The sequence below is a fragment of the Nitrospirota bacterium genome (assembly GCA_023229435.1).
Lineage (GTDB): Bacteria > Nitrospirota > UBA9217 > UBA9217 > UBA9217 > JALNZF01.
The window spans coordinates 1-23,895 of sequence record JALNZF010000039.1 but is presented as its reverse complement, the minus strand read 5'-3'; the positions used below and the strand labels follow the sequence as shown (position 1 = coordinate 23,895).

Here is a 23,895-nt window from a genome sequence, read left to right as displayed (position 1 = left end):
ATGTTTGGGTTTTTTATGTTTTCATTGAGTTGTAGGGCAACCCTTCAGGGTTGCGGCTTTTCGGTATCAGCAAGGCTGAAGCCTTGCCCTACAAAAACGTTAAATTCGAACTGCCCCGAAGGGGCCACTTAGCACATCCGCAAAGGCCGCAAAGAACGACAAAAACAAAAGGGATTATTGTTTTAATTCAAGACGGACAAGCTTTCCTTTGCACTCTTTGCGGCTTTGCGCGAAAATGATTTGCCTGGTTCCGGGTTAGGATTATCGAGCACACTCAGGACGCAGATTTTTTTCGTGATCGACGACCTGCGCTAAACGGCCTGCGCCTTTAACCATGCGCGCACTTCTTTTTGATAGACACGGTGCAGGTCAGCCGTGATCGGGCCGGGGATTCCCTTCCCGATTTTTTTCCTGTCTATGGTCGTTACCGGCATGATCTCCATGGTGGTGTTCGTGATGAAACACTCGCTCGAGGTCACGAGGTCTTTCGGCCGAAGCATGGCTTCCTTGACCGGGATCTTAATTCGTTTCGCGAGGCGGAGCACCAGTTCGCGCGTAACGCCCTTGAGAATGCCGGTGTCCAGGTGGGGAGTATACAGGACCCCCTTCCTGACCATGAAAATATTGCTGATGGTCCCCTCCGCTACATAGCCTTCCCAGTTGAGCATGATCCCCTCGTACGCGCGGGCTTTCACGGCCTCGATCTTGGCGAGGATATTGTTCAGAAAGTTCGTGCCTTTGATGGACGGCGGGAGCGCAAGCGGATGATTGCGGCGTGTGGTTACGATGGCGACGGAAACCCCGCGTTCGTAGCAAGCGGCGGGATAATCGTGGAAGGGCTTGGCAACGATCACCATGGTCGGAGCGACGCAAAGCGCAGGGTCAAGCCCGATCTCACCGGGACCGCGCGAGATGTGGAGCCGAACATAGGCGTCCTGGAGTTTGTTGATGCTCAGCGATTCGTTCAGCGCGTCGCCGATCTTGTCGAGCGGCAGGGGAAGCTTGAGGGATATGGCATCGGCGGAGAGCTTGAGTCGGCCAAGGTGCTTCCTGAGGAGAAAGAGTTTCCCCTCGTAGGCCCGCATGGTCTCGTAGATCCCGTCACCGTAAAGAAATCCATGGTCAAAGACCGAGATCTGCGCCTTTTCCCCGGCGACAAAATGACCATCAAGATAAACGAGCATGCCAGAAAATATCATTATTGCCATGGAGTGTCAAGCAGGAGTTGCGCTTTTCGTTCCTTCCTGCATATGATCTGGATCACGTTCAGACTGCTCATGGCGTGGCATAAAACCATCTCACCACAGAAACCGAATCTTAAAAATCTTGCGCCTTAATAGAAAATATATCGAGCATGGTACCCAAAAACGTCGATCCTGCGTGAATACTAACACTTCACATTTTCTTTGACAGCCTCTTCTCCGTCTGATACTCTTGATCCGATGCCGTCAAAACAGACAGACTCAATAGCAAAAATTACCTGTCCAACACTTAAAAGTGTTGTTCATCGCAAGGAACTTTATGCCCGCCTTGACGACTGCACAGACAAGCCGATCATTTGGATTTCCGGACCAGGCGGTTCTGGTAAAACCACGCTCATAGCATCGTATCTATCGGCGCGCAAGGTACGGCGCGTTTGGTACCAGATGGATTCCGGCGACGCGGATATGGCGACATTCATCTACCACCTTAACAGCGCAGCAAAAAAAGCTGCGCCGAAAGCGCGCCGCCCCCTTCCGTTTTTAACCCCTGAATATCTGCTTGGTATCACAGCGTTTGCACGCCGCTATTTTGCCGGCCTCTATGAACGCTTAAAGACTCCTGCCGTTCTTGTCTTTGATAACTATCAGGATGTTCCTCCTGACGCGGGACTTCATGAAATAATCCTTGCGGGTCTTTCCATGGTTCCACCGGGGATGCAAATTATCTTGATCAGCCGAAATGAGCCGCCGCCAACGCTGATACGACTGCAGGCAAACGGTATGATGACATCATTCGGTTGGAATGATCTAAGACTTAACCTCCAGGAAATTGAAGAACTTGTGCATCTTCGTCAGGGGGAAAAACCCGGGATTGGTATGTTGCAGCGCCTGCATAAGGCGACCGATGGGTGGGCTGCAGGTCTTGTTCTGATGATGGACGAAACCTATCAGGGAGAAGAGATATCTTTTGAAGAGGCTGCATTACCGCAAGAACGTATATTCCAATATTTCGTCGCTGAAGTATTCGATCACTTGGAAAAAAAGACGAGAGATTTTTTACTGAAAACCGCATATCTCCCGATATTGTCCGCATCCATAGCGCGTACGATCACCGGGATAAACAATGCCGAGCAAATCCTGTCAGACCTCAACCACCGAAATTTCTTTACTACCAAGCATACGACGCAGGCGGATCTTTATCAATATCATCCGCTTTTCAATGAGTTCCTGCTTGATAGAGGCAACAGTTTATTTTCAGCGGACCAGATCAACAACCTTAAAGCAACTGCGGCCACCGCTCTGGAAAAATCCGGGCAACATGAAGCAGCCCTTGTGCTTTTTCTACAAACCTTCGACTGGAACAATGCCGTCAGACTTCTTTGCAGCCTCGCACCGCGTATGATTTTACAAGGTCGCTCTCGTGTTGTCAACGCTTGGCTGGGTGAACTGCCGAATACTATTGCAGAACAAACGCCCTGGGTGCTGTATTGGCGCGGCGTCTGCACGTTGCCGTTCAATCCATTTGAGAGCAAAAAGGAATTTGATAGGGCCTATCATGTATTTCTTGCCCAAGATGATCGGGCGGGAGTTTTTCTCTCCTGGGCTGGCGCGGTGGATTGTGCTTTCTTTGGCGCTGATTATTTTCCTCTGGACGCCCTGATCCCCCGACTTGAGAATATACTGAGAGAAAACCCTCTGTTTCCATCTTCGGAAATTGGCACCGCGGTAACGGTGGGAATGTTCAGCGCGCTGTCATTTCGTCGGCCTCAGCACCCCGACATAGGGTTTTGGGAAAAAAAGACTCTGGATTTTTTCCGAACAAATCCTCCATCTGAACTCCGCACGAAGGCGGGCGTCTATCTTGCAGTCTATTATCTTTGGATGGGTGAGATTGCAAATGCTACAATTGTTCTGGACAAGCTTCGCAAATCCCTGACGAGTTCCGCATCCGATCTCATGCGACTTACCGTAATGACCACCGAAGCGCTCTATGATTATTTCCAACCGGATTGCGAGGCCTGCATAAAGAAAACTTTTGAAACAATAAGACTGGGAGAGGAATCCGGGGTCCGTGTCTGGGAAAATCATGTTGTCGGTCATGGACTCGTTGCCGCATTGAGTAACGGGGATCTGAAAACTGCAGAAATCCTGCTTGAAAAAATGAACCCGGATAAATCAACGGGTCGGACTGATAGTCACTATTATCATGGCGCGCAAATCTGTAAGGCGCTGATCGAAGGGAATCGACATGCCGCGCTCGGACATTACAAAGAGTATATTTCTATAATGCGTAACGTTGGCGACATTCAAGGAATTGTCGTCAATCATATAATCAATTATGAAATGTTGTATATTTTGGGCAAACATCGTGAAGCTGATAATCATCTGGCTGAAGCGCATAAACTTGCGCATAGCATGGGAAGTACCATGATTGAATATATGTGCCTTATCATGGAAACTCATATCGCCTTCCAACGCAAAGATGGTCAACAGGGTTTCAGACTTTTGCGCAAAGCCATGACGTTGGGACGAGAGAAAGGTTTTATGAACATGTACTGGTGGCGACCAGCAATCATGACGGTCCTCTGTAGAAAGGCGCTGGAAGCCGGGATCGAGATGGAATATGTGCGGAACGTTATCCGCAAGCGCGGACTTTTGCCGGAAGAGAATGCGCCCGTTCCGGCCAACTGGCCATATCCGCTCAAAATATCCACACTCGGCGGATTCGAAATCGCGATCGATGGCAAACCGCTTTTATTCTCGGGCAAGGCGCAACACAAACCGTTGGCGTTCCTCAAAACGCTCATTTCCCTGGGAGGCGCTGCTGTTCCCTCGACAAAGATCAATGACCTGCTCTGGCCCGATGCTGATGGATATTCCGCGCATCGCTCGGGTGAATTGGCCCTGTATCGCTTGAGAAAATTAATCGGCAATGATAAAGCCATTCAAGTTCACGACGAGAAACTGACCCTCGATGCCAGATATTGTTTTGTGGATGTTTTCAACGTTGCGCTCATGTTCGATAAATCGGAGGCTGCATGGAAGAGCTTTCGGGACAAAAAAATGTCAGTGACAAACAAAAAGAAGTCGAACGAACTGGAATCCGCCATTAGTCTCTCTGAATTGACCATTAACATGTACCAAGGACATTTTCTGCCGGCAGACATTCAGTTCTCATGGACCTCATACCTCCGGGACCGCATGAGAAGCAAATTTATCCAGACTACACGCAGCCTGGGACAATATTGGGTAGAGATAAAGCAATATAATAAAGCGATAGAATGCTTTCAGAAGGGACTCGAGATTGATGACGTATGCGAGGAATTCTATCAACAAATAATGGCATCTTACCTGAAACTCGGCAGAAACGCCGAAGCCGCGACCACTTACCGCCGGTGTCATGCCAGGATGGCGGCAGTGCTCAATATTACCCCTTCTTCAAAAACAGAAGAACTTTATACTTCTATCTCCAAGCAGAACTAATCCATCCAGCGCCATCTCCCCTCTTAATGTACTTTTTTTACGAATCCGTGTGTTATCCGTGTGTTCTCCTAAAGTATTGTGTCTCTATAAAGAACCGGTTTGAGCTTCAGAGCTTCAGCGATTTCCTCACATTATTATTCGTTAATAGGCGCATCATCTCAACATCTATGTACACTAATAATTCAATGAAGTAGTCTAAGTAATTTTCATGTTTGGACAGTTATATCGTAAATCGCAAAGAGAAATTTGGATGAAAGTTTACACATTCCCCTCTGGGCGTTCTGGGAAATCAGCAAGAAAGGAGGTGAGCATATTGAAGAAGATTATTAAAGGTGTCTTGGCAGTTATATTTTTGGCCACAATGAGTGGATGTGTCAGTGCGCCGGTTTTTGGGATTCTGTTTACTGCCATTGATGCACCGGTAACGGCAACAAGCAATGTTGGTGCAACAAAGGAAGGTAGAGGTTCTTGTATGTCAGTACTCGGAATGGTAGCTGTTGGAGATTGCAGTATCGCAACCGCCGCCAAAGAAGCAGGCATTACAAAGATTATGACTGTAGATCATAGTTTTAACAGTGTTTTGGGGTTTTTTGCAAAATACACTGTCATTGTGAAGGGTGAATAAAGGCCTAGGTAATGTAAGCTGAGATATGATACCCATTAACCCCTCTCATTCATCGAGAGGGGTTACGGTTCCTGTCGGGTATACTTAGAGCCGCTCAGGATGCACGGTTTTATTATTTGCCCGGCTTTTGCTTTTTCAGGAGTCCGCGCGTATCCAATGCTTCAAGCAAAAGCTTTCGCACCATCCAGGCAAGGGTACGCTCGTCCTTGTCAGCGAGAGATTGGATGATGTCTTTGGTTTCGGGGGTAACTCTGGCGGTAATAATGACCTCTTTCTTCATGCGAACTACTATAGCTATTTTGATTGACATTACAATGAATTCATAGTATACAATGAAATCATTTGTCAATAAATTGGGCGCATCAAAGCAGTGCCCTATCACTATTCTCAACAAAAGGGAGGCATTATGAGGGGAAAAATCGGATTATTGATTGTGGTACTTCTGTCAGCACTTATTGTTACGGCTTGCGGTGGTAGTGGAGGGGGCGGGGGAGGCGTAGCAGGACCAACGCTTCAGTCCATTGCAGTAACTCCCTTAACCCCGGGTATTGTCATAGGCGCAACCAAACAGTGCAAGGCTATGGGCACATACTCTGACGGGACATCAAAGGATATTACCTCATCAGTAACGTGGGTATCTGCCACAACTTCCGTTGCAACCGTGAACGCAAGCGGACTTGCAACAGGTATTACTACAGGCACATCGCTAATTGAAGCAACATCAGGTTCGATATCAGGGAACACGACATTGACGGTATCCGCAGGCATTTCATGGACAACAACCAGCACATCAGGCCTGTCAGATTACCTTTATGGCATCACCTGGTCAGGCACCCAGTTTGTCGCTGTGGGAACTCTCACGAACGCATCCGGCACAATACTTACCTCGGCTAACGGCACATCTTGGACAAACCGTTACACGGGCTGGGGAACCACCGGATTTATTATTAATGGCATCACCTGGTCAGGCACGAAATTTGTCGCTGTCGGTTTTGTCGAAATTTACACCTCTTCTGACGGCATTTCATGGACAGTCAGCAGATTCACCACAGAAGGCACATATGGGCTTTATGGCGTCACCTGGTCAGGCACCCAGTTTGTCGCTGTGGGAGATTCCGGCTCAATTCGCACCTCTTCTGATGGCATTACATGGACAACCGGCACATCAGGCACGACAAATTTACTTCGTGGCATCACCTGGTCAGGCACCCAGTTTGTCGCTGTGGGAGCTTCCGGCACCATCCTCACCTCTTCTGATGGCATTACATGGACAGCTCGCACATCAGGCACGACAAATTTACTTCGTGGCAGCACCTGGTCAGGCACCCAGTTTGTCGCTGTGGGAGCTTCCGGCACCATCCTCACATCTTCTGACGGCATTACATGGACAGCTCGCACATCAGGCACGACAAATGAACTTCGTGGCATCACCTGGTCAGGCACCCAGTTTGTCGCTGTGGGAGCTTCCGGCACCATCCTCACATCTTCTGACGGCATTACATGGATAACCCTCACATCAGGCACGACAAGTGAACTTTATGGCATCACCTGGTCAGGCACCAAGTTTGCGGCTGTGGGAGCAAGCGAAGTATCCGGTGCGAATGCAGGCATAGTCCTCACATCACAATAGGCAGGCTGGAAGTTTTCTCAGCCATCAGTCAAGGGGGGCAAAGAGCCCCCCTTGACGAACCGGTCAGTCAACGACTATGCAGACAAGAAAAGTGACCCTCCCCCGGCAGGAGCCGGGGGGCTCTGTAAAAAGGAGCTCTCAGAATGAGTATTCTGGGACCTTATTAGCATATTAATCTAGGGGGGTATCTTATGCGGGGAAAGACAGGATTGTTTCTTGCGGTTCTCTTGGCAGCACTCACGGTTGTAGGGTGTGGTGACCTTTCCAGAGACAAGGCGGCATCAGTACTTAATAAAAAATTAAAAGGGTCTAAGTTAACTCAAATGTTCTTTCGTTTTGCGGGCGATATCCATACTGCACCAGGCGGTGAGGAGGTAGTGAGACTACTCTCTGCGGAAGGGTATGTCAAGCAAGATAAGCAAACGGCAAGCATGTATGTTTGCACACAAAAGGGAAACAGCATTTTTTGTCCTTATAATGGCACCGATATCGAATTTGCAACGTTTGAAAGTGTTGCAATTACTGGAATCCAAAAAAATGGTGACACCCGTAGGGTTGTATCATATACCGCTACGTATAAACCCTCTGGACTACTCGGTACAATGTACAAGGACGGGCGTACTTTTACGAGAGGAGGCACTGCCACCTTTAGTAAATTTGATGACGGATGGAGGCATTAAATCGCTATATTTTGTTCAGCGGAGATATTGCATTTTCCAAAGCTTCTGTTCACAAAACAACTCTCAAACGAACCGGCGGCATCCCCGCCGGTTCTTCTGTAAAAAGGAGCTCTCAGAATGAGTATTCTGGGACCTGTTCAATTCATTACACTTTCCCAGATGGGCATGAACGCTCATCTGGATTTTCTTTTTTAAATCAATTAACTTGCTTCGTAGCCTTTCTTTTCGAAAATCGATTTTCGACATTTTCCTATGGCCCGCTTGCGACATGTATTTTTCATCAATGTAAATCAAACGTTAACGCGCTGAGAAAACGGCTTATTTAGCGTTTGTCGAAAATAGAGGCTTGTACTATTCTTTTAGCCTGATTATCCTCGTCACTCCCTGCTGTTTCGGCCTATTTTCGCGATGCCTTTGTCGCAAGCGACGCGTCGTCTATCTCGGCATTGGCCTTTTCGCAGCATCACTCGCCCCATATCGGCTTATAATCTTCTCCATTAGCACCCGCCGTGCCCACTGGCGGACGACGACAATTTGAAAGGAGAAGATTATGCAGCAGACATTGACGCAGTTGATAGAGGATTTCATCATTCACCTTCGAGCCGCAGGCCGCGCAGCAAGCACGAGATCCTGCTACCAGCAGGATCTCGAACGTCTCATTGAACACCCTGGAGACAGACAAGTTGGGCGGATAACCGATAAGGAACTCGATTCAGTTGTCTCCGAGATTGCGGCGGAGAAAAGATATGGACACATACGATCAGCTGCTACGATGAATAGAATAAAGAGCGCATATCGCTCGTTTCTGTTTTGGGCATTTGCATCACATCGTATTCCGTGGGATTTGGCCATCCGGCTGCGCCGGACAAGGGCATTTAGAAAGGAATGTAGTGACTGTTTTATCGTCAACGAAAATACGAGACTTGATACCACCCGGTGTCCTCGATGAGGTTCAACGTAAGATCGGGACTATGTCGGGTATCGTTGAGGTCGCCACTACGTGCAATTTATCGTGCGAATATTGTTTTGCCAAAAGACCTTCAGCATCCATTATGACGAAGGAAACAGCAGAGATAATCATTAAAGCTCTTCTCCGCTACAATGGTCAGGGCGCTGAAACGAAATTCATCTGGCATGGCGGCGAGCCGCTTTTGGCGGGTATCCCATTTTATAAAAACGTTCTGGATGTTCAGAATCGTATGGCATCGGAAGGCTTTCAATATCGTAACTCTATCCAGACGAATGGCACACTGCTGAATGACGAGTGGATTGATTTCTTGCGAGACAACGCTTTCGGGGTAGGTAGCAGTATAGACGGGTTGCGGGAACTACACGATGCAAAAAGGCGAAGCAAAAGCAACGAGTGCACTTATGATAAGGTTGTCGAGAATCTTATGCGCGCCAAGGAGCGCGGGCTCACTATCGGGGTGATCTGCGTCATCAGCCGTGAGACGCTTCCCTATGTGGAGGAGATTTATCGCAATATGAAGTCACTCGGCTTGCCGTTTACCATGTCTCCGGTGACGCCGAATCGCGGTCAGGCGACTGATTTACAGTCCTTGACGCCCGCAGAATATACCGATGTTCTGATTCGTTTGTTTGATGTCTGGTTTGATGACCCGCAGCCGACGATTACTGTGAACCCGCCTCACAGCATTTTACTCGGCATCATATACGGCGGCATGCCGTTCTATTGCAGCGCGGATGACAGTTGCTTTTCCAAATTTGTTTCATTCCTCCCCGATGGTTCAGTGTATCCTTGCAATCGTTTTGCCGGCGAACAGGGGTTTAGACTGGGGAATATCAATGATGACGCCTTTGATGCGCTACTCAATAAAGGACCACGAAAGGACCTGATGGCGCGAACAAAGGAAAACCTTACGCCCTGTTCAACCTGCGAGTCGAATTCAATGTGTAGGGGCGGCTGTGCGCATCATGCGTTCTCGTTTTACGGCGACATCATGAAGCCGGACTACTATTGTAAAGCGTTTTTCAAGGCGTTTTCCTACTATAATGAGAGGTTGAATACGATGCTGTCGAAAGCCGAATTTACCGAGAAGGAGAGGGTATCGTAAATGCAAAATAACGTTCAAACAACAAGTGAGTCGCCAATCAATGTTTGCGGAAAAGTCATTCTTCCAGGGTCAATAGAATCACCGGCTCTACGGAAAATGATCAGCGAGCTTACCAATGGCGATCGTGCGACGCTGGTTTCTTGCCGCCATAAGGACTGGAGCCAGCAGGGGCAATGTGGTTGCGCTATGGGGTGTATAGGCGGGTAGCCAACGGTGGCCGTTATGCTTTCCGGGCATTCTTTTTGAAAAATGTGGCAGGAGTAAACTGAATAGTTTCTGCCCTGTAATTTTGCTTGTTTGTCCTGAACAATAACTTATGCGCTGCTTCGAACTTCCTACACTCCTTTTTGTAGATGATCTGTGTTCCGTTTCTTCAGCTCAAGACTACGGAAAGGACGCCGCCGCGAAACGATAAGGAGAGATCGTCCGCCATAGCGACCCCCGGTCCACATTTACACCTTGTCCAACTTCTTCAAAAACCCGAACATGTCGAAGTGGGCGCTGATCAGCTCCTTTGCCCGCTCGATCTTCCGCTTCTCGCGGATGCTGGACTTTCCCATGCGGAGCTCGATCTTGTTGATGGCGGAAAAGGTGTCGTCGGCCACGGTCAGGATGGGGACGCCGCGGACGCGGGCCTTGTCGAGCACAACCTCGTTCGTCTGGAACCCGCCGGTCAGGATGATGCACTTTGTCGAGGTCTCGAGCGCGGCCAGCTGAATGTCGGTGCGGTGGGCGCCGGTGATCACGGCCTTGTTCAGCGTCCTGCGAAAATAGTTGAGCGCGCTGTCCACGTCCATCGCGCCGACCAGAAAGTTCTCCACGAATTCGTCAAGCTTGTCCTCGCAGCAGAGCACCTTGCCGTTCAGGATCTCGTTCAGCTGCCCCACGGTCACGGACTCGAGGAACTTGTCCTTGGGGATCACGCCGAAGACCGGCACGCCCTTTTTCTCGATAAAGGGTTTCACAATATTCTTCACGTGCTCGATCATGGCTCCCGGCACCTTGTTGATCACGCCGCCCGCATACCGCTTGCCAAGGACCGCACGCACGCCAAAGAGCGAGTCCGCGGAGCTGTCCCCCCGCCAGGGCTCCACCATGAGCACGTTGGCCTTCATGTCTTCCACAAGGGACAGTGTATCGATACCGAGGAGCGCGCCCTCAAAGAGGTCGCCGGCTCCGCAAATGATGATGAAATCCTTTTTCTTGAACGATCTATATGCGGCAAGGACCCGCTTCTTCGCGTCAGTCGCCTTCCCCTGATAGAGCAGCGTCTGTTCCTCGTAGCTCATGACAAAGGGCGATATCACGTCAAGCGGCTCCTCAAGCGCAAGCGTCTCCTTGAAGAACCGGGCGTCTGCGTCATACACGTCCTTCCCGCTCTTCACCGGGACGGTGCCGAACGGCTGCATCACGCCGACCTTATAGTCCATGTCCCTGAGCTTCAGGGCAAGGCCGAGGGAGACGAGGGTCCGGCCGGCGAAACCGGTGCTGGATGCGACGAAAATGGGAATCATAATACCTCCTTGATGTAGTGCGGATTGCGGAGTGCGGAATAACACCGCGCGAAGAGAGCATACCTATCATTGCATGCAGCCAGAGATAGTGTTTTGATAGTTTATCAAATGCGGTAAAACCGGGAATATTGACGAGTGGTTCTGACCCACCCCGTTTTTCACTTCGCACTCCGCACGGAGTCTGCCCTCGAACGTTGTTATCGGGGGCATTCCGCACCGGCTTCACCTCTTCCCCTCCGGCTGCTGGAAGATGATCCTCGCATCAAGCGCCATTGCGCCCTCCTCCATCACCATGAGCGGGTTCACGTCCAGCTCCAGGATCTCCGGGAAATCGGACACGAGGCATGAGAGGTTCACAATATAGCTCGCGATCGCGTTGATGTCGGACGGCCGTTCCCCGCGCGTGCCGCGCAGGAGGCCGGTGGTCCTGATCTCGTTCACCATGGCAAGCGCGTCGCGTCGCGCCACCGGCACGATCCTGAAAGCCACGTCCTTCAGCACCTCGACATAGATGCCGCCGAGGCCGAACATGATCATGTGGCCGAACGTGCGGTCGTAGGTCACGCCCAGGATCACTTCCCTGCCGCCTTTCAGCATCTCGGAGATCATCACGCCCTTGATGAAGGCCTCGGGCATGATGCGCCGGGCATTCGCGGTGATCTCACGAAAGGCGTCTTCCGCCTCGTTCGCTGTTTTCACGTTCACGCGCACTCCGCCCACGTCGGTCTTGTGCAGGATGTTGGGCGACGAGATCTTCATCACGACGGGGAACCCGATCTCCGACGCGAATTGGACCGCCTCGTATGATGTCTTCGCGAGCGCCCGCTTCGGGAACTGGAACCCATAATAAGTGAGGATCTGCATCGCCTCCTCTTCGCCGACCTGATATACGCCGGACTTGAGGATGGAGGTGATGGTCTCCTGTGCTGAGTCGAAGTTGTACCAGCAGGCCGCGACCTCTTCTTGCGGTGCATCCTTCCATTCCCGGTAGCCGGACAGCCGCTTGAACGCCTTGACCGCAAGCTCGGGATAGGAGAAGTTCGGGATCGATGCCGCCTTGAGCAGGTTGATGCCCTCGCGCACGCGCTTCGCGCCCATAAAGGACGCGATGATGGGTTTTGCCGTGGACTTCGCCGTGGTGATGACCGCGCCGGCCGTCTTTTCCGTATCGGTCATGGCCTGGGGCGTCAGGATCACGAGGATGCCGTCCACGTTCGGGTCTTTGGCAGCCTGTTCGAGCACGACAGCATAGCGCTCCGACGTCGCGTCGCCGATCACGTCAATGGGGTTGAAGATCGAGGCGTTCGGCGGGAGCTTGGTGACGATGGCGTCGATGCTCTCCCTGGTCATCTGCGGCAGCTGGACGCCGAGCCGTTCCGCGGAGTCGACGGCAATGATTCCCGGACCGCCCGCGTTCGTGATCACCAGCAGGCGGTTCCCCGCCGGGATCTTACCCTCGGAAAAAGTAAGCGCCATATCGAAGAGGTCCTGCACGCCCTGGGCCCGCATCACGCCGGTCTGTTTAAAGGCCGCATCAAAGGCAACGTCGGACCCGGCGAGCGCGCCGGTATGGGACGAGGCAGCGCGGGCGCCGGCCTCGGTGCCGCCGGACTTGAGCAGGATAATGGGCTTGACCTTGGTCGCTTTTTGCGCGATCTCGATAAAGCGCCTGCCGTCAACCACGTCCTCGATATAACCCAGGATAAGGCTCGTGTCGGGATCGTTCATGAAATAATCGATGAAGTCGATCTCCGACAGGTCCGCCTTGTTCCCGAGGCTGATGAACTTCGAGAACCCGACACCGTTCCCGATGGCCCAGTCCATGATCGCGATACCCATGGCGCCGGACTGGGAAAAGAAGCCGATCGTGCCTTTCAGCAGCATGTCTGAGGCAAAGGTCGCGTTCAAATCGTTCGCGGTGTTGATGAGGCCGAGGCAGTTCGGCCCCAGGATGCGGATGTGCTGTTCCCTGCTGATCTTTTTGAGCTCTTCTTCAAGCAGTGTGCCGCCGGCGCCCGCCTCCTTGAACCCCGCGCTGATGACAATGGCAGACGTGATGCCCGCTGCTGCGCATGCGCGGAGCGCGTCAGGAACGAATTTCGCGGGGATCACGATGATCGCGAGGTCAACGGGCTTTCCGATGTCCGACACGTTTGCGTACGCCTTGAGCCCTAACAGCTCGCCGGTCGAGGGATTGACGGGATACAGTGCGCCCTTGAACTTGAACCGTAAAAGATTATTCAGGACCGCGTGGCCGACCTTCCTGGGGTCCGCGGACGCGCCGATGACCGCGATGGAACCGGGGCTGAAGAAGGATTCGAGCATAATAAGATAAGTGTAATGGAGAAACATTGACGGGTCAAGGACAAAGAAAGACAAAGGAGCGTTTCGTCAAATTTTCCTCTCAGGGTCGCTCTTCTGCTATAATTCAATGGAGAAAAAGGTGAATCGACTGAAGGGAAAAGGGTTTTGCAGATAGACTTCAACCTTCAGCCTGAACGCCGATATAATAGAGGAGTACGGTGCTGCCATGACCAGAGAAGACCTGAACAAAAAAATGGAAAAGATGCGGGAACTCTATGCCGAGAAGTTCCTGACCGAGGATTGCATCTTCAACACGATCCACCCCGGCAACCGGATCTTCATCGGGACGGGGTGCGGCGAGCCCCAGTACCTCGTCAAAGCGCTCATCAACTATGTCCGGGCCAATCCCAAGGCGTTCTTCGACGCCGAGGTGCTCCAGGTGTGGACCCTGGGCGTGACGCCCTATTCGGACGCAAAGTTCAAGGACAACTTCCGCACCAACTCCTTCTTCATCGGCAACAACACGCGCGACGCCGTCAATCAAGGTCTCGCGGACTACACGCCGGTGTTCCTGTCCCAGGTCCCCGGTCTGTTCCAGAAAAAACTCGTGCCCGTGGACGTGGCGCTCATCCAGACCTCGCTCCCGGACGATCACGGATTCATGAGCCTCGGCATCAGCGTGGACATCGTCAAGGCCGCGGCCGAGAACGCCGTTCTCGTGATCGCCCAGGTGAACCCCCGCATGCCGCGCGTGTTGGGAGACACCTTCATCAACATCAAAGAAGTTGACTTCATCGTCCCGTATGACGAGCCGCTCCTGGAATACGAGGACACGGTGGCCGATGAGATCTCCCAGAAGATCGGGACCTACGTCTCGCGCATCGTGGAGGATGGAGACACCCTTCAAGTGGGTTACGGCAGCATCCCGAACGCCATCCTCGCTCATCTCAGGAACAAGAAGCACCTGGGCGTGCACACCGAGCTGTTGACCGACGGGATCGTGGATCTCATGAGGCTGCACGTCATTGACAATACGCTCAAGGATCTGAACCGCGGAAAGACCGTGGCCGCCTTCTGCATGGGCAAACACGATACCTACGACTTCCTGCACGATAATGCAGCCATCGAATTCCGGCCGGTGAACTATACCAACAATCCAACGGTCCTCGCGCGTCAGAGGAACATGACCGCCATCAACAGCGCGCTCGAGATCGACCTCTCGGGTCAGGCCACCGCCGAGTCCATCGGCAAGCTGTTCTACAGCGGCATCGGCGGCCAGGCCGACTTCATGCGCGGCGCGGTGCTGTCACAGGGCGGCAAGACCATCCTGGCGATCCAATCCACGGCGGAGAACGACGAGACCTCGCGCATCGTCCCCTTCCTCACGGAGGGCGCGGGCGTGACCCTCTCGCGGGGCGACATCCACTACGTCGTGACCGAATACGGCATCGCCTACCTGCACGGCAAGAACATTCGCGAGCGGGCCATGGACCTGATCTCGATCGCACACCCGAAATTCCGCGGATGGCTCATCGAGGAGGCAAAGGCCCGGAACCTCATTTACAAGGACCAGGCGTTTATTTCCGGCGTGCAGGGCGAATATCCCGAGTCGCTCGAGGCGTTCAAGACCACGCGGACGGGGCTGGACCTTCAGCTCCGCCCCGTGAAGCTCTCCGACGAGCCGCTGCTGAAGGATTTTTTCTATTCCCTGTCGAACGACTCCATGTACCGGAGGTTCATCTCTTCGCGCACCGACATGCACCACGAACGGCTCCAGCCATTCGTGGTGATCGACTACACCACGGAGATGGTGATCCTCGCCGTGGTCCCGCAGGAACAAAAAGAACTGATCATGGGCATGGCGCAGTACCTGATCGACGAGAAGTCCCATACCGCCGAAGTGGCGTTTGTGGTGCGTGACGAACACCAGGACAAGGGCATTGGCGCGGAGCTGCTCTCCTATGTCACGTATCTGGCCAGAAAGAGCGGCCTCCTCGGCTTCACCGCGGCGGTGCTGATGGACAACCGGCAGATGCTTCAGCTCTTCGAATCAATGGGGTTCATCATCGAAAAGCGGGCCGAGGGCGGGGTGTACGAGCTCAAGATGTCGTTCAGGGATTAAATATACAATCCATTGCTGAGATGCTGAGAAGAACAGCGCTCAGGCAATTATATTTTAATCCGTCATCCCCGAGTGCCTCTATCGGGGATCTGGTTTGCGTTTATACTGGTTACATAATGGATGAAAGTAAAAACCATATTCCCGATTAAATCCTCGGGAATGACATTAGATAAAGAGAACCGAAAGGCCGTCAACACGTCACCAGCCTTTCGAACACTACCACTAAGTCAAAGTGCTTTTCTCTGTGTTTCTACGTCTCTGCGTTAAAAATGCCTTTTTACGGAAACATCCATAATGTATCCGGGAGCAAAATATGAAAGAAGCAACCATAGACACCACTGATAAAAACAACCTGTATGTCCTCGTTGTTGATTTCAACGTTGACGATCGATTCTTTACGTGCATGCTGCTTCAGCGGTACGGCTATAACATCTGCACCGCGGGTTCAGGGTCGGAGGCGATCAGTTTTATGCACGTGGCGCCTCCGGCTATCATCGTTGCCGAAAGCAGTATCGGCATCGGACTCGCCTCCCGATTGAAAAAGGACGTCCGCTTTTCGAATATCCCGATCATCGTCCTGGCCAAGGCATCGGACCTGGATCTTGATCTACGGGTCCGAAGGGGGGAGTTTACAGCTTGTCTCAATAAACCGCTGGACGCTGAAACATTTTACCAGGCTGTTCAGACTGCTCTCGGAAAAACCCCGCGCAAGAAGATCAGGATCGAAGCCTCCCTGCTGGCAAGGCTGGATGGCGTCGAGGAAGGGATCGTCTCGATCCTTTCGGAATATGGGATGTTTTTCCCGACAGAGGAGCCCCGGCAGCTGAACACGGTCGTGATGGTGGAGCTCGAGTTAGGAGATAAAACCGTAAAACTTGAGGCCGTTGTTCTGTACAGCTTTGAACTGGAGACGAGTCCGTTCAAAGAAGCCGGCATGGGCATGAAGTTCGTGAAGATCACCCCTGAAGATCAGGCGCTCATCAGGTCCTATGTTTTGGAGCAGAGCAAGTAAGGGAGCGACTTCTTCGTGAAAGCCGCGGCAATTAAGCATTATCGAAAACCTATACAGTCTTTCTCCTTGGAATAAACCTGGTCTCCGGGTTGCTGAAGTTATAAATGCAGCAAAATATATCCTAAAGACTCTTCTGTTCAAGCTCCATCCCGACACGGCCTGGATAAAACAGCCGGCACCCTCTTTCGAGCGCAGACCGCTTGATTCGCCGGAGAGAAAACAGTTCAAGAATCTGCGCGGTGTCAGCTATGATAAAGGCGGATGAAGATAAAATGGGAGGGCTTCACCCTCTGGGCGAAAGACAATTTAAAGAAAAATCCATGTTTAATCCGTGTCAACAGCCGTTTTAGGATAATTTGTTCTGCAATTTTTTCTTGACTTTTATTGCCGAATCATAGATATTACCAATCTCCAAGTTGGTTGGAACCGGGCGGATAGCTCAGCTGGGAGAGCACAGCCCTTACAAGGCTGGGGTCACAGGTTCGATCCCTGTTCCGCCCACCATTAGATGAAAATACAGTTTTGAGTTTTTAGTTCTTGGTTTTAACTACGAACTCACAACTAAGCACTCACAACTTATTCCTGGGGTGGTAGTTCAGCTGGTTAGAACGCCGGCCTGTCACGTCGGAGGTCACGGGTTCGATCCCCGTCCGCCCCGCCATTTATTTTGGACACAATCAGAAGTCAACAAAAAAGCCGGGGCAGCATGCCCCGGCTTTTTTGTGTACTCCTGTCATTTCGGATAGAGCATCCCGGTTTATGTAAAGCCGATTTATTATTCATGATTTTCATTCCTGCGAAGGCAGGAAAGCAGAAAGTTCCTGTTGACTTTGGATTTGGTAATACCTATAATATGGGTAATACCATATTGGAGGTAGGAATATGTCAACGATCACGAAGAAAGGTCAGGTTACCATCCCGAAGCCGTTCCGGGACAGGCTCCATATCAAGGAAGGAGACAGCCTCCATTTTGAAATAGAGGATGGCGTGCTTATACTAAAAAGAAAAGAACGAAAATCTCTTTTGAGCCTCGGAGGGATCGCCAAGGGAAGAAAGGTCGGAAGCGGAAGCGAACGGGATTTCGCGAAGAAAGCGGTTGCCAGAAAAATTGCACGGGAAGGTTTATAATATGGACGATCCCGTCTTTGTCGATACCAATGTGTTTCTCCGGTTCTTCGTGAAGGACGTAGAATCCCAGTATGAACAGGCGCGTGCGCTCTTCGAAAAATCCGATAAGGGTCAAATAAAGCTTGAAACGAGCGAGCTTGTCATCGCCGAAATTGTCTGGGTCCTGGACTCATTCTACGGATTCAGCAGGAAAGAAATCACCGGGGTGCTCTCCATTCTCCTCTCATCAAAGAACCTGAAAATAGCAAACCATGCGCGTATGAACATCGCTGTGGATCTCTATTCGGAAGGAACACTGGATTTTATCGATGCGTATAATATTGCTTATATGCAATCAAAAAAATACTCCAGGGTTGCCACCTTCGACCTGAAGCATTATAAGAAGGCGGTTGGGATAACCATCATCTGAAACCTTCTCTGTTATTGTCGTGTCAGAATCTTTGTATTCATTGCCTATTTTCCGATCTTCCCCAGCCTCTTTGCCAGCTGCTCGGTCTCGTCCAGCAGGTTCTCCACTTCATCCAATCCCTTGTTCCAGAACCGCTTGTCCGAAATATCGATCCCGAGCCTGTTGAATATGTTCTTCGGAGAATCGGACAGTCCCGCGGACAGGAATTCCTTGACCTTATGAATGAACGCCGGGTCCTTCTTCACCGAATGCTGGAGCGACTTGGAAATGAGGAGACCGCTCGCGTAGGAATAGACGTAGAAAAAGTACCTGATGTGGTTCCAGTACACCCACCAGTTCTCCGAACCCTCTGACTGCAGAACGGCCTTCCCCATGTACGCGGTCATATGCTTCCGGAACAATGTGCCGATTTCCTCTTTCGACAGGTATCCCTTTTCCCTCAAATCCCTGTGCAATTCCTGTTCGAACTGGTAGCACGCCACCTGCCTGAAAATGGACGAAACATCGTCGTTCAGCTTCTGCATCATGATGGCAAGCCGCAGCTCGTCATCAGCCGAGTGCAGGACTTCGTCGAGCACAAAGTCCTCCATGAACGTGCTCGCGACTTCGGCCGTTGAGGTCGGCGTGCCGAAGTCAAGGGCATGTTGTTTCTTTTTGATAAGTTCATTGTTGATTCCGTGGCCCAGCTCGTGCGCGATCGTCAGGACATCGTGCAGTTTTCCGGTGTGGTTCAGCAGGATGTACGTGGGCTGGACCATGAGGTGATGGATGCAGAAAGCGCCGCTGTCCTTGCCCTTTTTCGGGAAGACGTCGATCTGGCCGTTCTCCATGAACCCGGCGAAGATATCGGCGAATTCCCGGTCGAGCTTGCCCAGAACCGTATGAACGAGGTTTGCGGATCTCGGGTAGGGATAGCGCCCGGCCACCTTCCCGTACTCCACGTTCCGTTCGTGATAGGCGAGCTTCCTGACCTTCAGCAGCTTCGCTTTGAGCGCGTAATATCGCGCCGGGATCGCGAACCGCTTCGATACCGCTTCGATCAGGGAATCCACGACCTCGCTCTCGATATCGTCGGCAACATGCCGGAGCGTGTCGGGCCTCGGGGCGCCGCGAAGCTCGTCATCGATCTTCTTGTTCGCGAACACGGAATTGATCTCGGATTCGGCGACCTCGACGTGCTTCGCCAGAATATCGTTGAACGCCTTTGCCGCGGTATCGCGAACGCGTTTCTTCCTGCTGTTCATCAGCCCGACGATCTCCGAAAAGGGCATGTTCTTTCTCTTGCCGTCCTCGGCGATCACCGGGCGTTCCTCCTTCGAGAGGAACCCGGCGGTCATCTTTGTCCAGTTCGAAGATGACGTTGCGAGCTTGAGGTTCAGGATCTTCTCCTCGGGCTCGCTCAGGTGATAACGCGACTCGGCAAAGATCCGCTCCAGGAAATGGCGGTATTTGGCAAGACCTTCGTGCTCAAGAAACCGTTTTTGCAGTTCGGATTTGATCCTGGCGATCCGAAGGTAAAAAAACTGGCTTTCGTTCTCGAGCTTTTTGCTGAACTCCTCGATCTTGTTGAACCTGGCCTTCAGCTTCGGATCGTTCTGGTCCTGCTGGGTCCTGAGCCAGAAGTAATAACCTTCATCGCCGTCGGTGCCATACTGCCGCTTCCACGATTCATACTGGTCCAGCGCCTGTCGCAGGATCACCGGGTCTTCAAGATAATCAGTGCGGTCCTTCCAGGTGTTGATGAACGCGGTGCTCTTTTTCCCGACGAGCTTCCGTTTCTCCTCGATCCGGGGATCGTTATCTCCTGAAAAAAGCGGCTTCAGGTTCCAGACCGTTTGACCGGCCTTGAATGGTTTTTTTTGATCGAGAGGCATTCCCGCTCCTTCGTGAAAGATGGTTAGCTATGATACCACACAGTATACCCGCTCCCGCCCGGACTGTCCAGCAACTGCCTTTTCCAGAATTACATTTCACCTGCATGCGCTCCCTGTCCCCGTGGAACAAGGACTCAATTTTCCTCTATTCCCTCGGCAATGACTATGCTATACTCGCGGGCATGATACGAGAGATCATGCCCCTCGACCAGGTCCTGCACACGCGCGCGAACATGACCCCGCGAGCGACCTTTGTCAAGTTCGAAGGTAAAAAGTTTTCCTTCAAGGAGATGGACCGGCTGGCAACCGTGTTCGCGTTTGAGCTGATCAAGCGCGGCATGAAGCCCGGGGACCCGATAGCGCTCCTCTGCCATAACTGTCCGTACTACATCGCGGCCTACTTCGGCATCATCCGGGGCGGCGGGATCGTGCTGCCGCTTAACAACCTGCTTGCCGCTGAAGAGATCGACTTCATCCTGCACGACGCCGCTGTCCTGATCTGCCTGTACGATGCGGACTGCGCCGACACAACACAGAAGCTCACCCGCTCCGACACACGCTCTTTTTTCACCCTGAATGAGCTTGCGCATGCGCCTGTCCAAACGGATTCTTTTGTATCGCCGCCGCATACGGCCGAGGATATTTCGACCATACTCTACACGTCAGGCACCACGGGACGTCCCAAGGGCGCCCTCCTGACTCATCGCAATTTTCTGGTGAACGCCATGGCGGCGACGGAAGTCATTCGCGTGACGCACAAGGACCGCTTCGTCGTGTTCCTGCCGCTGTTCCATTCCTTCACCTACACGGTCTGCGTCATCCTGCCGCTCATCACCGGCGCGATGATCTCGCTTCTGCCGGGTGTGCGGCCGTTCTCGAAGGTCGTGAAGAGCCTGATCATCGATCGGATCACGCTGTTCGTCGCGATCCCCACCATTTACAAGATCCTGGCTGAAAAGAACATGCCGTTCTTCGTGAAACTCCTGCTGAACCTCAGGCTCTGCGTATCCGGCGCCGCGCCTCTGCCCGTGAAGGTGATCCATGAATTTGAGAGCGCCTTCAAGGTCCCGCTGCTGGAGGGATACGGCTTGACCGAGGCCTCGCCCGTCGTATCCATCAATCCGCTGGAAAAAGAAAAACGGAAGCCGGGAACGGTGGGACTGCCGCTTCCCGGGATCGAGGTCAAGGTGGTCAATGACAGCGGTGACCAGCTTCCCCCGGGGATAGCCGGCGAACTGCTCGTGAAAGGCCCGAACGTGATGCGGGGGTACCTGAACAGGCCGGAGGACACGGCGAAGACCCTGCGGAACGGATGGCTTTACACCGGTGATGTGGCCACCATCGACCAATCGGGCCACATCAGGATCATCGACCGCAAGAAGGACATGCTCATCGTCGATGGACTGAATGTTTATCCCCATGAGGTGGAAGTGGTGCTCTACCGGCATGACGCGGTCAAGGACTGCTCCATGATCGGCGTGCCCCATGAGCACGAAGAAGGCAAGGAACTGGGGATAATGTATGTGGTGCTGAAGGAAGGGGCGCGTGCCACGCCGAAGGAGCTCCGGGATTATCTCACTGGACATGTGGCGCACTTCAAGATACCCCGGCGGTTCATCTTCGCCGAAGACCTTCCGAGAACCGCGACCGGAAAGATCATGAAGAAAGAACTCAGAAAACTATACAAGGAAAAAGAAGTGAATCCTCCACCCGCATAATGTGTATTAGACAGAATTTATGTTTACAGAAACTGTAGACACTTTTAACGATTACATCTTTTTTAGCCTTTCCTAACGTTCTATCCCTCTTATTCATCATTTCATTTCTTCAATATTCTCCTCTTGACATGCTTTACCTTTTATGGTAAATGTAAAGCAGTAAAGGGGGTACCTCAATGCAAACTACATTACGGCTTAGCTCGAAAAACCAGATCGTTCTTCCCCGGGAAGCTAGAGAGGCGATGCACCTCAAGGGGAGAGATGAACTTCTCGTCGTAGTAAAGAATGATGTAACCATTATCATGCCTAAACCGGAGAATTATCGTTCCGCTCTCTCGGGTATGGGTAAAGGACGCTACCCGAAGACTCACCTCAAGAAGGAACGAGAATCGTGGTAGCGTCGCAATCGCTGGAAGCTTTTCTGAAGAATCACTCTTTAGTATTTCTTGATACGAGTTCCTTTATCTATTTTGTGGAACACCATCCCCGCTATTCGCACTTCTGTGAAACGCTCTTCGATCGCATTGAGGCGGGAAAGACGCGAGCTACAACGTCAACACTGACCCTCCTCGAAGTCCTTGTGCAGCCGTACCGTCAAAATAATGAAGAGTTGGTCATGAAATTTTACGCTTTATTGACAAGCTATCCGAATCTCACCTGGGTCGCCATGACGCTGAATGTTGCCGACCGAGCGGCTAAGCTCCGCGCAGAACACCGATTAAAGACACCCGATTCTATTCAGGCTGCCTCAGCGATCTCTTGTGGAGCTACTGGATTTATTTGCAATGACAAGATATTTAGAAAAGTGAAAGAGTTTGAAAGTCTTATAATCAATGATTGCGTCTGAGCAGGTCGTTGTATTCTTCCTGTAACATGCAAGCGCTCGCATGATAAGATCATACCGAAGAGCCACCGTTATGTGAATAGGCCAGACCTGAAAAAAAGTTTTTAAAGAAAGCGTACTGCGCAACAAAGAGAAACGGAACGAAATGATTATTGAAGCTGTTCAGAAATACGGGTATACTCAGCGACAGATAGCCGCTCATTTACATATGCATTACTCGACCATCAGCAATCTGGTGCGAGGGAAGGCGTAACACCAATATAAAAAACCTGAACCTATAGGTTCCTGACCCTATAGGTTCGTTAGGAGAAAAAATGAAGGAATTAATTGACCCTGTTGTAAGAATAATAGAAGCTCTTGCATGGCCTGGAACTGTTCTTTTAATTTTTATGGTGCTGCGAAAACACATCGCGCATGCGGCGCCATATCTTGAAAAGCTGAAATATAGAGACTTTGAATTAACTTTTAGCAAACAGCTTCATGAAATTGTCGATCAAGCAAAAAAATCACTGCCTCCCTCTGACAAGGAAAATGAATCTGAGCTTATTAGCTTACAATATTGGTCCGACCTCATAAAGCTATCTCCACGTGCTGCAGTTGCGTCTGCGTATCGGGAATTAGAAGGTGCTGCTGTGGCTGCGATCTTTCGCCACAAACTAAAACTGAATTCTTTTTTCACAGTAAATGATATGAGCGATATGTTGACGATGGCAGGGATACTCGACAAAAAAAAAGTTATGATTTTTCACCGCCTCGCAGGCTTATATAATAGTACTATACACGCTGGTACCGGAAGGGATATCTCTCTGGAGGACGCTGCTGAATATGTCGCTTTGGCTTCACGCTTTAGAGAGTATTTATCGAAAGCCTAATTACAATGGCGCGCAGCCCTAATTACTCAACAAAATAAACAGAGGTCTTGCGAACCTATAGAAACCTATAGGGTTAGATTGGACTCTTTCCTTGAAGCATACGAGAGTGCTGATGCGCTCTGGTATGCTGAGGTGCCTTCATATGATTATCAAGTCTTTCTCCTAGAATTAAACCTAGTCTTGAGTCACTGAAGATGAAAATGCAACAAAAAAGACTTGACCCTAAAGACTCCTTTGATATATGTCGATACCGTCAAGGCTATACTCTTCTCAACCTATGTAATCCCAAAATGATAATGTCCTAATTCGCCAAAATAGAAATGTCCTATTTCCAGTTACAATGCCTAACGTTAATAGGAGGGCATTGTGGCAGAAAAGGACATGATCACCATGAGCAGGGAGG

General features: G+C 51.3%; 18 protein-coding genes, 2 tRNA genes and 1 pseudogene. 15 read left to right on the top strand and 6 right to left on the bottom strand.

What is annotated here, in order from left to right; genetic code table 11:
* Positions 1–311: 311 nt before the first annotated feature.
* On the bottom strand, positions 312–1,184 hold the full coding sequence (gene ilvE, locus M0R70_15755; protein MCK9420811.1) for a branched-chain-amino-acid transaminase: 873 nt from the start codon (positions 1,182–1,184) through the stop codon (positions 312–314).
* 258 nt (positions 1,185–1,442) lie between these two features.
* Between ilvE and M0R70_15750 the strand changes: the two genes are divergently transcribed.
* Both M0R70_15750 and M0R70_15745 read left to right on the top strand, forming a co-directional pair.
* Complete coding sequence (locus M0R70_15750) at positions 1,443–4,685, top strand: hypothetical protein (protein ID MCK9420810.1); 3,243 nt, start codon at positions 1,443–1,445, stop codon at positions 4,683–4,685.
* A 313-nt stretch (positions 4,686–4,998) separates the two neighbouring features.
* Positions 4,999–5,310 carry a TRL-like family protein gene (locus tag M0R70_15745; protein ID MCK9420809.1) on the top strand — a complete coding sequence of 104 codons (312 nt, stop codon included), beginning with the start codon at positions 4,999–5,001 and terminating at the stop codon, positions 5,308–5,310.
* A gap of 112 nt (positions 5,311–5,422) precedes the next feature.
* Here M0R70_15745 and M0R70_15740 read toward each other — a convergent pair whose 3' ends face one another.
* A complete protein-coding gene (locus tag M0R70_15740) occupies positions 5,423–5,620 on the bottom strand; it encodes a hypothetical protein (GenBank protein MCK9420808.1) in 198 nt (65 codons plus the stop codon).
* A gap of 96 nt (positions 5,621–5,716) precedes the next feature.
* On the opposite strand from M0R70_15740, the gene M0R70_15735 reads away from it, so the two are divergent.
* The 3 genes from M0R70_15735 to M0R70_15725 all read left to right on the top strand — a co-directional run bounded on the left by M0R70_15735 (position 5,717) and on the right by M0R70_15725 (position 9,695).
* Positions 5,717–6,940 (top strand): Ig-like domain-containing protein, encoded by a 1,224-nt coding sequence (locus M0R70_15735; protein ID MCK9420807.1) that lies wholly within the window; start codon positions 5,717–5,719, stop codon positions 6,938–6,940.
* 191 nt (positions 6,941–7,131) lie between these two features.
* On the top strand, positions 7,132–7,620 hold the full coding sequence (locus tag M0R70_15730; GenBank protein ID MCK9420806.1) for a hypothetical protein: 489 nt from the start codon (positions 7,132–7,134) through the stop codon (positions 7,618–7,620).
* A 971-nt stretch (positions 7,621–8,591) separates the two neighbouring features.
* On the top strand, positions 8,592–9,695 hold the full coding sequence (locus M0R70_15725; protein ID MCK9420805.1) for a radical SAM protein: 1,104 nt from the start codon (positions 8,592–8,594) through the stop codon (positions 9,693–9,695).
* Positions 9,696–10,147: 452 nt separating this feature from the next.
* On the opposite strand, the gene M0R70_15720 is transcribed toward M0R70_15725, so the two are convergent.
* The 3 genes and pseudogenes from M0R70_15720 to M0R70_15710 all read right to left on the bottom strand — a co-directional run bounded on the left by M0R70_15720 (position 10,148) and on the right by M0R70_15710 (position 13,534).
* The gene (locus tag M0R70_15720; protein ID MCK9420804.1) at positions 10,148–11,209 is read right to left on the bottom strand and encodes a phosphotransacetylase family protein; all 1,062 of its coding nucleotides are present in this window, start codon (positions 11,207–11,209) and stop codon (positions 10,148–10,150) included.
* 222 nt (positions 11,210–11,431) lie between these two features.
* Positions 11,432–12,124 (bottom strand): acetate--CoA ligase family protein, encoded by a 693-nt coding sequence (locus tag M0R70_15715; GenBank protein ID MCK9420803.1) that lies wholly within the window; start codon positions 12,122–12,124, stop codon positions 11,432–11,434.
* Between the two features lie 132 nt (positions 12,125–12,256).
* Positions 12,257–13,534: pseudogene (locus tag M0R70_15710) on the bottom strand (CoA-binding protein).
* A 205-nt stretch (positions 13,535–13,739) separates the two neighbouring features.
* Between M0R70_15710 and M0R70_15705 the strand changes: the two are divergent.
* The 6 genes from M0R70_15705 to M0R70_15680 all read left to right on the top strand — a co-directional run bounded on the left by M0R70_15705 (position 13,740) and on the right by M0R70_15680 (position 18,184).
* On the top strand, positions 13,740–15,635 hold the full coding sequence (locus M0R70_15705) for a GNAT family N-acetyltransferase (GenBank protein MCK9420802.1): 1,896 nt from the start codon (positions 13,740–13,742) through the stop codon (positions 15,633–15,635).
* A 313-nt stretch (positions 15,636–15,948) separates the two neighbouring features.
* Positions 15,949–16,647: a PilZ domain-containing protein gene (locus M0R70_15700; GenBank protein MCK9420801.1), complete on the top strand. Its 699-nt coding sequence runs from the start codon at positions 15,949–15,951 to the stop codon at positions 16,645–16,647.
* A 428-nt stretch (positions 16,648–17,075) separates the two neighbouring features.
* Positions 17,076–17,151: transfer RNA gene (locus M0R70_15695), tRNA-Val, on the top strand.
* 80 nt (positions 17,152–17,231) lie between these two features.
* Positions 17,232–17,308: transfer RNA gene (locus M0R70_15690), tRNA-Asp, on the top strand.
* Positions 17,309–17,529: 221 nt separating this feature from the next.
* A complete protein-coding gene (locus M0R70_15685; protein MCK9420800.1) occupies positions 17,530–17,775 on the top strand; it encodes an AbrB/MazE/SpoVT family DNA-binding domain-containing protein in 246 nt (81 codons plus the stop codon).
* Position 17,776: 1 nt separating this feature from the next.
* On the top strand, positions 17,777–18,184 hold the full coding sequence (locus M0R70_15680) for a type II toxin-antitoxin system VapC family toxin (protein MCK9420799.1): 408 nt from the start codon (positions 17,777–17,779) through the stop codon (positions 18,182–18,184).
* Between the two features lie 44 nt (positions 18,185–18,228).
* On the opposite strand, the gene M0R70_15675 is transcribed toward M0R70_15680, so the two are convergent.
* Entirely contained in the window at positions 18,229–20,058 is a 1,830-nt protein-coding gene (locus M0R70_15675; GenBank protein ID MCK9420798.1) for a M3 family oligoendopeptidase, read from the bottom strand.
* A 104-nt stretch (positions 20,059–20,162) separates the two neighbouring features.
* Between M0R70_15675 and M0R70_15670 the strand changes: the two genes are divergently transcribed.
* The 4 genes from M0R70_15670 to M0R70_15655 all read left to right on the top strand — a co-directional run bounded on the left by M0R70_15670 (position 20,163) and on the right by M0R70_15655 (position 23,492).
* Complete coding sequence (locus M0R70_15670; GenBank protein MCK9420797.1) at positions 20,163–21,776, top strand: AMP-binding protein; 1,614 nt, start codon at positions 20,163–20,165, stop codon at positions 21,774–21,776.
* A gap of 176 nt (positions 21,777–21,952) precedes the next feature.
* On the top strand, positions 21,953–22,174 hold the full coding sequence (locus tag M0R70_15665) for an AbrB/MazE/SpoVT family DNA-binding domain-containing protein (GenBank protein MCK9420796.1): 222 nt from the start codon (positions 21,953–21,955) through the stop codon (positions 22,172–22,174).
* The gene (locus M0R70_15660) at positions 22,168–22,623 is read left to right on the top strand and encodes a PIN domain-containing protein (protein ID MCK9420795.1); all 456 of its coding nucleotides are present in this window, start codon (positions 22,168–22,170) and stop codon (positions 22,621–22,623) included. The genes M0R70_15665 and M0R70_15660 overlap by 7 nt, the downstream gene beginning before the upstream one ends.
* Positions 22,624–22,934: 311 nt before the next feature.
* Entirely contained in the window at positions 22,935–23,492 is a 558-nt protein-coding gene (locus M0R70_15655; protein ID MCK9420794.1) for a hypothetical protein, read from the top strand.
* The last annotated feature ends 403 nt before the right edge of the window (positions 23,493–23,895 follow it).